General features: G+C 52.5%; 17 protein-coding genes, 1 tRNA gene and 1 CRISPR repeat array. Of the genes, 11 read left to right on the top strand and 7 right to left on the bottom strand.

All coding sequences use genetic code 11. From position 1 onward, the window contains the following. The first annotated feature begins 4 nt into the window (after positions 1–4). The 4 genes from DESAC_RS06435 (at position 5) to cas2 (ending at position 1,850) form a co-directional block, all read left to right on the top strand. Complete coding sequence (locus DESAC_RS06435; RefSeq protein WP_013706263.1) at positions 5–205, top strand: hypothetical protein; 201 nt, start codon at positions 5–7, stop codon at positions 203–205. Continuing rightward, positions 192–452, top strand: coding sequence for a type II toxin-antitoxin system RelE family toxin (locus DESAC_RS16970; RefSeq protein ID WP_013706264.1), 261 nt, complete (start codon positions 192–194; stop codon positions 450–452). The genes DESAC_RS06435 and DESAC_RS16970 overlap by 14 nt, the downstream gene beginning before the upstream one ends. 114 nt (positions 453–566) lie before the next feature. Further along, on the top strand, positions 567–1,568 hold the full coding sequence (gene cas1 / locus DESAC_RS06445) for a CRISPR-associated endonuclease Cas1 (protein ID WP_013706265.1): 1,002 nt from the start codon (positions 567–569) through the stop codon (positions 1,566–1,568). A 3-nt stretch (positions 1,569–1,571) separates the two neighbouring features. Next, complete coding sequence (gene cas2, locus DESAC_RS06450) at positions 1,572–1,850, top strand: CRISPR-associated endonuclease Cas2 (RefSeq protein WP_013706266.1); 279 nt, start codon at positions 1,572–1,574, stop codon at positions 1,848–1,850. A 413-nt stretch (positions 1,851–2,263) separates the two neighbouring features. Further along, positions 2,264–3,500: direct repeats of the CRISPR family, unit length 37 nt; unit sequence CTTACAACGATAAGAAGAGTCTTCGGACGATTGCGAC. Between the two features lie 444 nt (positions 3,501–3,944). Here cas2 and DESAC_RS06455 read toward each other — a convergent pair. From DESAC_RS06455 to rfaE1, 4 genes are all read right to left on the bottom strand, one after another. Beyond that, positions 3,945–4,130, bottom strand: coding sequence for a hypothetical protein (locus DESAC_RS06455; RefSeq protein WP_013706267.1), 186 nt, complete (start codon positions 4,128–4,130; stop codon positions 3,945–3,947). Positions 4,131–4,144: 14 nt separating this feature from the next. Then, entirely contained in the window at positions 4,145–4,408 is a 264-nt protein-coding gene (locus DESAC_RS06460) for a coiled-coil domain-containing protein (RefSeq protein ID WP_013706268.1), read from the bottom strand. A gap of 239 nt (positions 4,409–4,647) precedes the next feature. Beyond that, positions 4,648–5,898 carry an isocitrate dehydrogenase (NADP(+)) gene (icd, locus tag DESAC_RS06465; protein WP_013706269.1) on the bottom strand — a complete coding sequence of 417 codons (1,251 nt, stop codon included), beginning with the start codon at positions 5,896–5,898 and terminating at the stop codon, positions 4,648–4,650. Between the two features lie 194 nt (positions 5,899–6,092). Further along, positions 6,093–7,532 (bottom strand): D-glycero-beta-D-manno-heptose-7-phosphate kinase, encoded by a 1,440-nt coding sequence (rfaE1, locus tag DESAC_RS06470; RefSeq protein WP_013706270.1) that lies wholly within the window; start codon positions 7,530–7,532, stop codon positions 6,093–6,095. 207 nt (positions 7,533–7,739) lie between these two features. Between rfaE1 and DESAC_RS06475 the strand changes: the two genes are divergently transcribed. Continuing rightward, positions 7,740–8,576 (top strand): adenylate/guanylate cyclase domain-containing protein, encoded by an 837-nt coding sequence (locus tag DESAC_RS06475; RefSeq protein WP_013706271.1) that lies wholly within the window; start codon positions 7,740–7,742, stop codon positions 8,574–8,576. Between the two features lie 25 nt (positions 8,577–8,601). Here the strand turns inward: DESAC_RS06475 and DESAC_RS06480 are convergent, their stop codons facing one another. Both DESAC_RS06480 and DESAC_RS06485 read right to left on the bottom strand, forming a co-directional pair. Beyond that, complete coding sequence (locus tag DESAC_RS06480; RefSeq protein WP_041284317.1) at positions 8,602–9,411, bottom strand: DUF3786 domain-containing protein; 810 nt, start codon at positions 9,409–9,411, stop codon at positions 8,602–8,604. 138 nt (positions 9,412–9,549) lie between these two features. Then, a tRNA-Met gene (locus tag DESAC_RS06485) sits at positions 9,550–9,626 on the bottom strand. A 158-nt stretch (positions 9,627–9,784) separates the two neighbouring features. Here DESAC_RS06485 and DESAC_RS06490 point away from each other — a divergent pair. The 6 genes from DESAC_RS06490 to DESAC_RS06510 all read left to right on the top strand — a co-directional run bounded on the left by DESAC_RS06490 (position 9,785) and on the right by DESAC_RS06510 (position 12,671). Next, positions 9,785–11,047: an MFS transporter gene (locus DESAC_RS06490; RefSeq protein WP_041283838.1), complete on the top strand. Its 1,263-nt coding sequence runs from the start codon at positions 9,785–9,787 to the stop codon at positions 11,045–11,047. A gap of 2 nt (positions 11,048–11,049) precedes the next feature. Continuing rightward, the gene (locus tag DESAC_RS06495) at positions 11,050–11,361 is read left to right on the top strand and encodes a hypothetical protein (protein ID WP_013706274.1); all 312 of its coding nucleotides are present in this window, start codon (positions 11,050–11,052) and stop codon (positions 11,359–11,361) included. A gap of 2 nt (positions 11,362–11,363) precedes the next feature. Continuing rightward, positions 11,364–11,603 carry a hypothetical protein gene (locus DESAC_RS06500; RefSeq protein ID WP_013706275.1) on the top strand — a complete coding sequence of 80 codons (240 nt, stop codon included), beginning with the start codon at positions 11,364–11,366 and terminating at the stop codon, positions 11,601–11,603. 230 nt (positions 11,604–11,833) lie between these two features. Beyond that, complete coding sequence (locus DESAC_RS06505) at positions 11,834–12,040, top strand: cold-shock protein (protein ID WP_013706276.1); 207 nt, start codon at positions 11,834–11,836, stop codon at positions 12,038–12,040. A 76-nt stretch (positions 12,041–12,116) separates the two neighbouring features. Continuing rightward, a complete protein-coding gene (locus DESAC_RS16265) occupies positions 12,117–12,263 on the top strand; it encodes a hypothetical protein (protein WP_013706277.1) in 147 nt (48 codons plus the stop codon). Between the two features lie 78 nt (positions 12,264–12,341). Further along, positions 12,342–12,671, top strand: coding sequence for an RNA recognition motif domain-containing protein (locus DESAC_RS06510; protein WP_013706278.1), 330 nt, complete (start codon positions 12,342–12,344; stop codon positions 12,669–12,671). An 87-nt stretch (positions 12,672–12,758) separates the two neighbouring features. On the opposite strand, the gene DESAC_RS06515 is transcribed toward DESAC_RS06510, so the two are convergent. Next, positions 12,759–14,069, bottom strand: coding sequence for a FecR family protein (locus DESAC_RS06515; RefSeq protein ID WP_013706279.1), 1,311 nt, complete (start codon positions 14,067–14,069; stop codon positions 12,759–12,761). Between the last annotated feature and the right edge of the window lie 186 nt (positions 14,070–14,255).

The raw sequence follows: 14,255 nt of genomic DNA on the forward strand, positions 1-14,255 counted from the left end.
AGCAATGATAAAAACAGAGGATTTACAGCCACAGTATATTATCAATGAAGCAGGAGAGAAAACCTCGGTTATCCTGTCTCTAGCCGCCTTTCAGGAACTCATGGAGGATATCGAAGATCTGGCCATTGTAGCGGAAAGACGCGATGAGCCAACGATTCCTCATGAGCAATTATTAACCGAGTTGAAGGAAGATGGCCTTATATAAGATCGAGTGGAAAAGTTCGGCGATCAGGGAACTTAGAGGGCTCGAAAAGAGTATTATTAGAAAAATTCTGGCAGAAGTGGAGAAGCTTGCGAATAACCCCCATCCTATCGGGAGTAAAAAGCTCAGGGGCAGTAAATATAGTTACAGGCTCAAGATGGGAAATTATCGGGTAGTATATAAGGTAAGTTCTTCTGTTCTTACCATTGAGATAATCAGGGTTGGACACCGTCGGGAAGTCTATAACTAGACGGGGGCCGGGAGAAAAGACAGGACTGAGTGCTGAGGACTGAGGTAAAAACAGACCGGAGACGGGGGACCGGGAAAGAGATAAAACCGGCAAATGGTCATATGAAGGAAAATCATGGCTTTTCTTTACTTGAGTGAACAGGGCGCCTGTCTGCAGAAGACGGGGGAGCGGCTGGTGGTGGCCAAGGAGGGGGAGACTCTCCTGGACCTGCCGGTGGGCAAGGTTGAGGCGGTGCTGATTTTCGGCAATGTGCAGTTTACTACCCAGGCAGCACACCTGCTGCTGCAGCAGGGCGTGGAGATGGCCCTGTTTACCCGGCGGGGCCGACTGGTGGGGCAGCTGACGTCGCCGTTTACCAAGAATGTTACTTTGCGCCAGGCCCAGTATGATCGGGCCGCGGATCCGGAATTCGCCCTGGACCTGGCAAAAATAATCGTCGGCGCCAAACTCACCAACAGCCGGGGGCTGCTGCAGGAGTTTGCCCGCAACCACCCGGAGAGCGGACTCAAGGGAGAGATTGAGCGATTAACCGAGCTTATCCTCCAGATCGGCGGGAGCCCCAACCTAGCGGCCCTTCTGGGTCTGGAGGGCGCGGCAGCCCACACGTATTTCCAGGGATTGGCCCGGATGGTGCGGCACGGTTTCGGTTTTAGCGGGCGGCAGCATCACCCGGCCCCGGACCCGGTGAACGCTTTGCTCTCCCTAGGATATACCCTGGTGTATAATGAAATTTCCTCTCTGCTGGACGGCATGGGGTTTGATCCCTATATGGGCTTTTACCATCAGCCGCGCTACGGCCATGCCACTCTGGCCTCTGACCTGCTGGAAGAATTTCGAGCTTTATTGGTGGACCGCCTTACCCTGAGTCTGATTAACAATCGGGTGTTTGGGGAACAGGATTTTTTCCGCCATGAACCCTCCGGCGGGATGTATCTTGGGGATGAGCCCCGCAAGCGTTATTTCCAGGAATATGAACGGTATCTCACCAACGTGCATCACTGCCCCGAGAACGGGGGAGAAACTGATTTCCGGCGGCTTTTCCGGCGGCAGGCGGAACGGCTCATGCGGGCTGTGCTGCTTAAAGGAACCTACCAACCCTATACATTTTTCTGGTAAACGATGATGTTTTATGCTATCAGTTATGATATCCGCGACAACCGGAGGCGTTTGCGGGTTGCCAAGATTCTGAAGGATTACGGCGAGCGGGTGCAGCTCTCGGTGTTCGAGGCCGATCTGGATGAAAAATCTTTGGCCAGGTTGAAAAAGCGGTTGGAGAAATGCCTGGACTTAACGGCAGACGGCCTCAGGCTGTATCCCCTCTGCGGCGCCTGTCGGCCCCGGATAGAGATAATGGGACAGGGAGTGGTTTCGCAAGATCCTGATTATATTATTTTATAAGTTCCCATGTTCTCCCGAACACAACGAAGCATAAAAACAGTCGACTTCCAACGGATTGCCAGGAGTCATTACCTCTAACCTCTTACCCCTTACCTATAACCTGTTTTTATATAAGTGCACATGTTCTGCCGAACACAACGAAGCATAAAAACAGAATCGGTGCGGCTGCTCACAATAATGTTTTTGCTGTTCACGGCTCACGGCTCACTGTTTTTATATAAGCAGTAGACTATACCTGGGGAGAAAAATAACGGGGAGGTTACACGGAATTTGGAACATAGTGGTTTTTCTCATATTTCGAGATGGAAAAGGGGTTTGGCAGGATAGGCGGGGAGCAGCAAAGCTGGAAAAAACAGGGGTTACACGCAGGGGAGTTCTATCCTATCGATAATTCACAGGAAATATAAGGGTGCCTTACAACGATAAGAAGAGTCTTCGGACGATTGCGACTAATTTATAAAGGCTTCGTAGAATTCTATAGGTCTTTGCTTACAACGATAAGAAGAGTCTTCGGACGATTGCGACGGTTCCGGCTTCACACAGACCAACTACGATCTCTTGCCTTACAACGATAAGAAGAGTCTTCGGACGATTGCGACTTGGCAAGATTCCTCACATATCTTTCATCGAAATCGCCTTACAACGATAAGAAGAGTCTTCGGACGATTGCGACTCATATAAGATCGAAAGGCTTGTCTTTGTTCCTCAGACTTACAACGATAAGAAGAGTCTTCGGACGATTGCGACTTCTTTGTGTCGTTCCTTGAACGCTTTAAGATTTTTTACTTACAACGATAAGAAGAGTCTTCGGACGATTGCGACTAAGCGAATTACCCACTCCTGGATTAGCTAAAGATATTCTTACAACGATAAGAAGAGTCTTCGGACGATTGCGACCTTCCAGCTGGGGCAAGGCCTTCAAAAGATTGTTAATCAATCTTACAACGATAAGAAGAGTCTTCGGACGATTGCGACCCAACTTGCATATGACAGAGGAAAGCTTTTCATCAATCTTACAACGATAAGAAGAGTCTTCGGACGATTGCGACTGTTCCGCTACAGCTCGGCACATGCCCAGGCCATGCTCCTTACAACGATAAGAAGAGTCTTCGGACGATTGCGACAGAGGTCCTGCGGGCGCACCACCGTGGCGTTGCCGCCTTACAACGATAAGAAGAGTCTTCGGACGATTGCGACAGCTTCATTACCCATTCAATATCGCCGGCGAGAGCGAAAACTTACAACGATAAGAAGAGTCTTCGGACGATTGCGACTACAAGACATGTTTGTAACTTCTGATGTATTCAACGTCGCCTTACAACGATAAGAAGAGTCTTCGGACGATTGCGACCTAATCGATATCTGAGTCTCCATGTCAAATGCGTTGACTTACAACGATAAGAAGAGTCTTCGGACGATTGCGACCTTGATCAGATTGGAAGAGGCTGTAGAAGGCAACATTCTTACAACGATAAGAAGAGTCTTCGGACGATTGCGACTCCTGGTCGGCGTTATCCAGTAAGTCAAGGACTTCATCCTTACAACGATAAGAAGAGTCTTCGGACGATTGCGACTATTACAGCGGTCGCGGTATCTGTGAAGGCTGTGGTTTCCTTACAACGATAAGAAGAGCCTTCGGGCGATTGCGACCCGTAGGGGCGGGGTTACCCCGCCCCTACGCCGGTTACAACGATAAGAAGAGTCTTCGGACATATTAGGAAATCAGACTGTTTTGGCACAGGCTGGAAAGCCTGTGCTACTGGGTATAGGGGATTTTGGCGGATTATTCGGGATTATGGGGCAGAAGATGGGAGCGGGGTTTCTCCGTTTGAGGCGTTTTTCAGCATATCAGAAGTATTATCTTTCCTGAAAGAACATCCCCGCCCGGCACATAGGGAGGTTTACACCAGGGTGGAGGTTTATGATGAGGATACCTACTAATGGGGGGAGCAGGGCAGCAAGGATAAGCCCCTCAAAGCCCTGAGAAACGTCAACATCCTGTAACTTCCGGAAGCCTTGAAAGAATTTGCACCGGCATACGCCTGCTAAAATTTTCCTGTGGAGCGGATTGGCGCGCAAGGCGAATGGAGGGGATTAAAGCATTTTCACCAGTGCGGCGACTAGGGGCACGGACGCGGCCAGCATCCCGCCAAGGCGTAGGGTGAGGTCATGCTTCAGGCGGAGTGCAGGCTTTTTCATATCGCATTGCAGGAGGGCAATATCTGTTTGGGAAGCCATTTCCCCTTGCACCAGGGCGATGTCGCTTTGCAGAAAGTACATCTGATACGTATGGCTTATTTGAGGAACTTAACGATAAAAGCAATGAAGGCCCCTTGGCCGATGACCAGCCCGAAAATCCATTTGATCAGGTCTGATTTTAGTTCAGATAGCTTGACCTCAAGACGCATTTCCATTTCTCTCAAGTCTTGTTTAGTGGCTAACTGTTCTTCTACTACCCCGGCCATAGCTTCAGCCATAGCCTCAGCCTGCTCTTGGCTGAAATTGGCCGATTTTAGTTTTTTGGCAAAATTTAAGGTATCAAAGGCGATTGCTCTCATAATATCTCACCCCACAAAAGAATATCATATTCGAAGAGCATGGATTGATTGTAATTACATTTTGTCGTTTAGTCAATTTATCTTGACAACCTGTCCCTTGCGGGGAATAACGGCGGGGCTAAAGCTTAGACGGCTCCCCGACCGTTAAATCGAAACGACAAGAAGAGTCTTCGGACGATTGCGGGGATAGGGTCGAGGCTGTTATAATAAGACCGCCGTCCGTTCTCCTGTCAAGAAACCTAAGATGGCCCGCACGAGAGATTATCAAGCAGCGCCGAGGCAAATCCGGAACAGGATAGTTCTCGGGCTCCGGGCATGAGGCGGGCCAAGTCGTAGGTAACGGTCCTGGCCTGGATGGTCCGCGCCAAGCCCTCGTGGATGAGATTGGCGGCTTCGGTCCAGTCGAGATATTCTAGCATCATGGTTCCCGACAGGATGAGGGAGCTCGGGTTGATCTTGTCCAGGTTGGCGTATTTCGGGGCGCTGCCGTGGGTGGCCTCAAAGACGGCGTAGCGGTCGCCGATGTTGGCGCCGGGGGCCATGCCCAGACCGCCTACCTGGGCCGCCAGGGCATCCGAGAGGTAGTCGCCGTTCAGGTTGGGGGTGGCAATGACGCTGTATTCCTCGGGGCGCAGCAGCACCTGCTGGAAGATGGAGTCGGCGATGCGGTCCTTGATAATAATTCGATCGGCCGGAGCGCGGCCGTCAAACTCACGCCAGAGTTGCTCCTCGGTAATCACCCGGTCTTTGAATTCCGCCGCCGCCAGCTCATAGCCCCAGGTTTTAAAAGCTCCTTCGGTATACTTCATGATGTTGCCTTTGTGCATCAGGGTGACGCTGGGCCGGCCCGTCTGCAGGGCAAAGATGATGGCTTTCCGCACCAGCCGCTGGGAACCGGCAGCGCTCATGGGTTTAATGCCGATGCCGGCCTCCGGAGAGATATGGCAACCCATCTGGGTGTTCAGGAAGTTTACTACCTTACGGGCCTCCGAACTCTGGGCCGGCCATTCGATGCCGGCGTAGACATCTTCGGTATTTTCCCGAAAGATCACCATATTGGTTTTTTCCGGTTCTCTTAAAGGGCTGGGAGTTCCAGCATAGTAGCGCACCGGGCGGATGCAGGCATAGAGATCCAAGACCTGGCGCAGCGTCACGTTGATCGACCGAAAGCCTCCCCCCACCGGTGTGGTGAGGGGGCCTTTCAACGCTACCAGATACTCTTTGATGGCCTTCAGAGTCTCTTCCGGCAGGTGGCTGCCGACGGCCTCATAAGCCTTTTCTCCGGCCAGGGCCTCCCGCCAGACAATCCGCCGTCGGCCGCCGTAGGCCCGGGCTACCGCCCCGTCCAAAACCCGCACCGTTGCCCGCCAGATGTCGGGGCCGGTCCCGTCGCCTTCAATATAGAGGATGATGGGATTATCCGGAACCCGGAGCTTGCCGGTCCCATCAAAGGTAATTTTCTCGCCTGTTAAAGATGTGGTGTCAGTCATAGATTGCCTATCGCCTCTTATAAAGTGTCATGTTCTGCTGATCACAACGAAGCATAAAAACAGAATCGTGGCGGCTGCTCACAATAATGTTTTTGCTGCTCACGGCTCACGGCTCACGGCCCACTGTTTTTATATAAGCAGCCAGGGGCCGGGGATTGGTCTTTCTTCGCTCACCCTTGGCCGCTGATCCCGGATCACTCTGGATCAGTTGTGGCCAATAATATTACATCACCGCCATAGCTGCGCACGAGATCTCCTCCGGCAACCTCGGCTTCCGGATAGTTGCTGCCTTTGGTCAATACCTCGGGCTGCAGGGTCCGGAGAATCTCGGGAAGTTGTTCGGAAGAGAAGACTGTAACAAAATCTACCGCCTCCAAGGCCGCCAACATACGCCCGCGTTGACTGGCGCGGATTACCGGGCGGCCGGGGCCCTTTACCTGACGGACAGAATCATCCGAATCCAGGGCGACGATCAATATGTCCCCCAGACGCCGGGACTCCTCCAGGAATCTGATATGCCCCCAGTGCAGCAGATCAAAGCAGCCGTTGGTAAGCACCAGCCGTTTTCCTTGAGCCCTGAGTCTTGGGACCAGCAGCTTTAATTCCGATAAACCGACGATCTTCTCGGAGCTGGCCGTGCCGTCTGACTGCAGGGCTTTGGCCAATTCCGAGCGCAGAACCGGCGCGGTGCCGACTTTACCGACGACGATGCCGGCGGCGGTGTTGGCCAGATGCGCCGCCACCAGGAAGTCACGCCAGCAGGCCAACCCCAGGGCCATGACCGCCACCACGGTATCCCCCGCTCCGGAAACGTCGAACACTTCGCGGGCCAGAGCCGGAATCTCAACCGGCGGCGCTGCCTGCGGGAAGAGGGTCATACCCTCTGCGCCGCGGGTAATCAGGATGGCGTCCGTTTCGCAGGCGGTGCAGAGCTCCCGGCCGGCCCGCAGCACTTCATCGCCTCGCGACAGGGGATATCCCACGGCCAGTTCAGCTTCCTTGCGGTTGGGGGTGATGACGGCGGCCCGGCGATAGCGGGAAAAATCCCTCCCTTTAGGATCGACTACCACGGGTAGGTGCTGCTCCCGGCCCCGATGGATAAGCTCCGCCAGCAGCGAATCGACTAAGACGCCCTTGCCGTAGTCAGAGATAACTATGGCATGTAAATCTGGAAGGATATCGGTAAAGTAATGGCGCGCCTGCTGTTCGAACCACCCTGCCGCCAGGTGTTGGTTCTCCCGGTCGATGCGCACGATCTGTTGATTGCCGCCCACCACCCTGGTCTTGCGGGTGGTCTGACGCTCAGGATCAGTGAAAAGGCCGCTGGGGTCTACTCCCAACCTGCGAACCTCTGTTTTGAGAACCGCTCCTGCATTGTCTTCGCCCACCAGACCGAGCACTGCTACCTGGGCCCCCAGGCCCACCAGATTGTTGACAACATTGCCGGCCCCGCCCAAGACCCGGGTTTCCCGTTCAACCTTGACCACCAGCACCGGCGCTTCCGGTGAAATCCGCTCCACCTGCCCCCAGACGTACTCGTCCAGCATAAAATCGCCGGCCACCAATACTCTTAGGCCACTCAAGGCGTTGAGATCAATGCGGCTTAAATCTGGTTGAGACAGTTCACAGTTCACAGTTCGAGGTCCACCAGGAGAAATCAATCGGCTGCAATGCAAGCAATGCCGGCCCTCATGCCAATGTGACGATATTTAACCTTTAGGTGAGATTTCTGCTTGATTATGATAGCATATGGACGGTAAAGATTTCAACGGCTATCAAAAACTCCGGCGCAAGCCCTTAAATGGAAAATGCAAAATTGACCGGCAGGTCAGGAGTGCACTATGTCAGAAATAGACATTATTCAGGCTATTGAACTGGCCATCTCACATGAACTGGAAGCTCGGCGGTCTTATCTCGAACTGAGCGATCAGGCCGATGATTTGGAGTTGAAGAGGTTACTGCAGGAGATTGCCCAGGAAGAAGCCGGGCATGAGGCCTCCTTGCGCAGCCGGCTGCGTCTGTATCAGGAAAAACACCTTCTGCGCGATACTATTTCCCGTTATGTCAGCCCCAACGTCTGCGAGGAGATCTTAAAAAACCCTCAGCTCTTGCAGTTGGGTGGAAAACGCCAGCGGGTGACAGTACTCTTTGCCGATATCTGGGGCTTTACCAGCATGTCGGAAAAATTAACGCCGGAGACCGTGGTGGAGATGCTTAACCACTTTTTCACTGCCATGGTTGATATTGTCTTTGAGCATGAGGGCACCCTGGACAAATTTATCGGGGACAATATCATGGCCGTTTTTGGCACCCCTTTGGAGATTGCCCAACCGGCCTTAAAAGCCGCGCGCTGTGCCCTGGCAATGCATCGGCGGCTGCGGCAGATGCAAACTGATCTGTGCCAGATCAAGCGCATCGGCATCGGCATCAACACGGGGGAGGTCATCGCTGGCAATATCGGCTCCCATCGCCATATGGACTTTACCGTCATCGGCGATGTGGTCAACATTGCCGCCAGACTGGAGAGCCTGACCCGAGAACTGGACGCCGATATTATTATCGGACCTGAAACCTATCAGGAGATTGCTCCGTATTGCCGCCTGGAGCCCTGCGCCCCGGTTGTCCTGCGAGGCCGCAGCGAACCGTTGCTAACCTATCGGCTGTTGGGCGAAGTCTAAAGCTCAAACCTCAAAATTTAAGAACCTACACGGCAAAACCATGTTTGAAGGTAAGCTTCTTGATCATCTGTGCCAGTCCGACACCCAGGGTGAAGACCGAATCCGTACCGAGATTCCGGTCGGCGGTTTCATCAAAAAATACCTTGAGGCCGGATTCCAGGCCGTCTTCCGGCAACCAATAGCAGATCAGGATAGGAACCTTGGGGAGCGGGTATAAGACCACAGAAATATCGGACTCAAATTGCTGTGCCACCTGCCTGCCGCTGAAAAGCTGAATAATATTGTCAAAGAGTTCGGTATAGCTATCGGCCACCCGTTTTAAAGGCTCTTCGCATTGCCGTTGAAAAAGTGGATATCGTTCCCGGCCATTGCTCAACTCGCGCAGCGATACCCACTTATGCGCCAGCGGAAGCCCCTGTCCGTGGAGGATATAGTTGAGAAACGGCACGGCAATCCAGGGATTGATGTGAATATCGGCGCTCAGATTTCCCCGCACATCGACACTAAAGTCTTTGCCGAGAACCTTTATAGTCAGTCGGTTATCCGAGAAGCTGCCTCCGGTTCCGGCGGTGGCGGCGGCGAGATCGAGGCGGGCTACCTCAGCCTTCAACCCTTCCAGGTATTCTATACCCGGATCAAAGGGAGGACGGGTTTCGATTTCTTCCGAAACCTTCTCAGCAATGTCTTTGGCCAACCGGGGGCATTCGTTGAGCTTTCTCTGATCCTGAAAGACCGCCCGGGCAAAAGCGAGGCAGGTTTTTTCACCACACTTTCTGCAGTTCGATTTGTCCAGCAACTGCAATATTTCTAAGACATTTTTGGGTTTGGAGTTCAAGGCTTCCTCTTTTATGGCGGGCAACAGTTCAGTCTTCCGAGGCTTTAGGTAGGTTGCCAAGGTCGGAAATAGGGTTGGAAATTATTTTAGCAGAAATAAAAAAGGGGTTAAATATCTATCTAACCCCTTGAATGTACTTGGTAGCGGGGCAGGGATTTGAACCCTGGACCTTCGGGTTATGAGCCCGACGAGCTACCTGACTGCTCCACCCCGCGTCAATCACAATAATTTAATATAAAGGTTTCCAATAAAATTGTCAAGGGCTAGTTGCTTCTCAGAGCCGTGCATAAAAAACATACGGCTTTCGGAAAAATAAGAGAATATTGGCTTAATTTGTGGTATGCTAGCGCAGTTTATGACAGCAGAAAGAGCAATGTCCGGGTCTAAGATTCCGCAATCGTTGTCGCGCAAGCTTTGGGTAGTAGGGGCGCTGTATTTTGCCGAGGGAGCGCCATATGGATTTATTAATATAACTCTATCGGTTTATTTCCGCTCCCAAGGGATGCCGCTGGAGCAGATCGGTTTTCTGAGTATTCTCGGATTAGCCTGGAGTCTTAAACTGTTATGGGCCCCCTTGGTGGACCGCTTCGGTCGGCGGGCGGCCTGGATAGTCCCGGCGCAGGTACTGTGCGCCATGTGTATGGCGCTAGTGCCCTATTATTCTGTGTCGCCCGCCCCCTGGGGTTTCTGGGTCTTGATCGGCTGTTTGTGTCTGGCTTCGGCTACCCAGGATATCGCCATCGATGCCTATACCATAGATCTTTTGGAGACCAAGGAGTTGGGCATTGCCAACGGCGTGCGTATGGGGGCCTATCGCGTTGCTCTGATTGCGGCCGGTGGCGGCTTGATCATGCTCAGCGAGGCCGTAGGTTGGCGGGCCAGCTTTGTAGGGGCAGCTCTGCTGATGGGGGTCATGGCCTTGGTTGTTTTCTGTTGTCCCGATTTTCAGCGCCCGCGTCTTTATCCTTCTGCAAGCAAGCCACAAGCGCCTCAGGTGTGGCGGCAACTGGTAGAAGCCGTTCAAGGCGTTCGGCAACTCCCGCATGTCTGGGCCGTGATATTGTTCATTCTGCTCTTTAAATTGGGCGATTCCTGGATGGGCTCCATGGTCAGTCCTTTCTGGGTGGACATGGGCTTCAGTCGGACTGAAATTGGTCTGATTTCAGGTTCTTTCGGAGCCGTTGCCACTATTGTAGGTTCGCTGGTCGGCGGCTGCTGCACCAGCCGTTGGGGTATTGCCCCGGCGCTGTTTGTTTTGGGCGCCTTCCAGGCCCTTTCTAATCTGGGTTACTGGCTGGCGGCCTGGCCGGGAGTATGGCGGTATACGACATATCTGGCCTCGTTGGGGGAGAGCTTCACCGGCGGCATGGGCTCAGCGGCATTTATGGCCTTTCTCATGAGTCTGTGCGATAAAAGGCATAGTGCCACGCATTACGCTTTCTATAGTATGCTATTTGGGTTAACCAGGTCCCTGGCAGGTTATTTAGGGGGTTTAAGCGCCGCCCGCTTCGGCTATGAGCCGTTTTTCCTCTATACTTTTCTTGCTGCCCTGCCAGCTTTTGCTCTTTTACCCTGGATTTTGCCGGTGGTCCGTCAGAGGGAAGCCGTTATTGAGGAGATTGCGGAGGATGCCTGAATATGGAACAGAGTTCCTATGAAGCCAAACTGGCACAGTTGACCGACATTTTCCAAGGCGATGCAGTGTATGCCAAGACTACTCTGGACAAGTGGCTCCAAAAAAACCGGGCCGATTTTGAGGCGCAGATCATCGCCGAAGTCAGCCGTCGGCTGGACGGTCTGAATTCTATCGTCCCGGTCACCTTAAAAATTATGGTTGACTCCCAGGGGGTGCGGCTTCCCGGCCTCGCAGCAGTTTCGTCGGAGGCAAAAACTTCGACCAAGAAAGAGAGACACGCGGCGGCCAAGAAAAACAACCTCTTTGAGCCCTGATCGTGGAAGTGCAGGAATATCAAAAACGCCTGGCTGCCGCAGTCAATCTTTTAGGAGAGGATGCGGGCCGGCGTTATATGGAGCAGCGCCTGCGGGAGCTCCGCCGGGATATCGAACATCGTTTGCGCCAGGAGGTCAAACGTCGGCTTGGCGATCTTTCTTGTCCACTGCCGGTAGCATTTCAGATCGAGATCGGTCCTCAAGGAGTTCAGGTTAGGTTGGGTCGAAGAAGTAAACCCTAAATGAACTGAAAATCTTTTATATCGCAGAGCAGATGCATAATTTTACTTGACAGGCATCTCCTATTTTTAGTAAATTCTGACCAGTAGATTGCATGTCAGACTGGAACCAGGGCGGTGGGCTTTGGGGAGAATGAGGGAGGGTGTGCAGTTGCCCTTCCTTTTTTTTGCATGCAGTTTCCTCCTGTCCTGATGACAGGAGAACAATTAACACTTGTAGGAGAAGGTTATTAATGAAGGAAACAGGCAGGGTGAAGTGGTTTAACGATTCCAAGGGCTTTGGCTTCATTTCACGTGAAAATGGGCCCGATGTATTTGTGCATCATAGCTCTATCCAAAGCAAGGGCTTTCGGTCGCTGTCGGAGAATGATGAAGTTGAATTCGAGGTGGTTCAGGGTCAAAAAGGCCTACAGGCGCAAAACGTTGTAAAGATAGGTTAACCACATTCAGTTAAAGAACTCCGGTGTGATCGATTTGGCCCCGGAGTTCTGTGTTTTATCCACATGGAGGTGTTCCATGGTGAGAAACAGATTTAACCAGGAGAAGCGAGCTAAGGAAATTGCCCGACAGAAAAAACAGGAAGAGAAACTCTTGCGCCGCCAGAATAGAGTTCAACCAAAACTCGAATCACCGGAATCCGAAGTTGATGACGAGAGAATGTAAGGGATGTATGTCCCTTTTTAAGATCTAATTAGATATTTTTTTCTGTAATGGCGGCAACCTGCCATTCAAGGATACCTCATGAGCATGAAACTGTATGTAGGCAATCTGCCTCATCAAATGAGCGAGAGTGAATTGCAAGACCTTTTTTCCGAAGCCGGTTACGTAGTATCAGCAAAGATTATCACTGATCGCCAGACCGGGCTACCAAGAGGTTTTGGCTTCGTCGAAATGGAGACCAAAGCAGAAGGCGCCAAGGCCATATCAATGATAAATGGTCGGACTGTGGAAGGCCGTTTTTTAACGGTTAATGAGGCCAGACCGCAAAAGAGCGGTTTTGGCGGCGGTCGGAGCGGTGGTTTCGGCGGTCGGGGCGGCGGTTCCGGCGGTCGCGGGGGGCGGCGGCGCTAAGCTACGATACGTTGGTCATAAAATTGTAAATTGGGGCGAGGTTTACCTCGCCCCAAATATTTTCGGCAGCCGGCTGCGGGGGCAGTTTTATTGGACGCTGGCGGAATTCGCAGAGTTCAAGATCTGATTAACGGTATTAATCTGTCCGGTTGACGGGTTGATTTCTGCGGCCCTCCAGGTATTGCCAGCCTGGCCGGAGACCGGAGTAATCGTTTGCAGCACTTTCCCGCCTTCGACAGTGACTCCGTTATAAGGTGTGGTGGCTGTAACTACCTTCCCACCTTCGATAAGCTGCATCGTTACCCCGGAAGTGGTGGAGAGATTGGTGCTGGTATAGGACGGATCCGAATAATTATAGACCGAAGCCCGATAGACATCGCCCTGATTGAATTTGGCAATCGAAATGACTTCGCTGCCGTTGGCGACTACTGCGTCATAATGGTATAAGGAATAGGGTTGAGCGGTTGAACTGCCAACCTCGGCATAATAGACATGGAACCGGGAAGCGACCGGCCCGGTAAGATGCAGGTCCAGATCGGTTGCTCCCGTACCCCAGTAGGCCAGGATGTAGTAAGGCGTTGATATGGGGGTGGGCGCCGGCTGCGGCGGTACATACACGGCGCTTTGGAGATTCTGCACCGGATTAAGCTGACCGGCCAACTGGCTGGCGACGGTAGTGGGAAGGCTGGCGGCCTGGACGGTACTTGCCGCCGCCTTGCTGAACATCTGCTCGGAGCCGGGTTGTGAGCGCATGCTGATGACTTTTGGGCTCATCTGACCTTCGAGCCATCTTAGATCATCTTGGGTCAAGGGTAATGGCAGGGTGGGAGGAAGATTGGTCGCTACCCGGGTGTAGGCCTTGCCCTCCAATCTGGCCTTGCCAACGATTTCTGGAAAGATATTGGTAACTTCGGTAATACCGGTATTATTGTAGATGTCTGAAGCGTCGGGGGCCACCACGGTGTAATAGTCGGTACCGCGCACACCGATAACCGCGGTTTGGGTTTCTACAACGAAGTCAGGCGCTTCTTTTTTGAAGATTTTCGTCACCAAGGTATGAACCAAACCGTAAAAGATCTTGATACCGGCACGCCGTTGGTTCTGATCCGGGGCATAGAGGTATTCATTGATTGCCACTCTGCTGTTGGGAGCAATAGAAAGTATGGAATCATCTGCGAAATGAAGCTTGACCTTGCTTTCGGACTTGGTGCGAATGATATCCCCCTGATAAATTTTGCCCCCTACTTCCGCCGGCAGAGCCGGGAGCTTGCCTTCCCTCAGGATATCAACGCGGCCAAGTACCTCGGAAACGCCACCAACCTCCTGGGCGGCAAAACCCTCAGGCGCTATGAGTATGGCCAACAACATCGGGATAACGGTCCAAAACAGGCGCCTCATGTGAATACTCCTCTTTTTCGGTTGTTTGGGGCGAATACAAGATTTGCTCCTACAGTTATTGCGAGCGGATACAAAATTTGCTCCTCAGAAAAGAATTTCTGTTTGACGGCTAATTGCTGTAATCCCGGTTATATGAAAACAGTGCTCTTAAAGACGGCGGGCGCGGCCCGCCCTATGAGTAAATTG

The sequence above is a fragment of the Desulfobacca acetoxidans DSM 11109 genome (assembly GCF_000195295.1).
Taxonomy (GTDB): Bacteria; Desulfobacterota; Desulfobaccia; order Desulfobaccales; family Desulfobaccaceae; genus Desulfobacca; species Desulfobacca acetoxidans.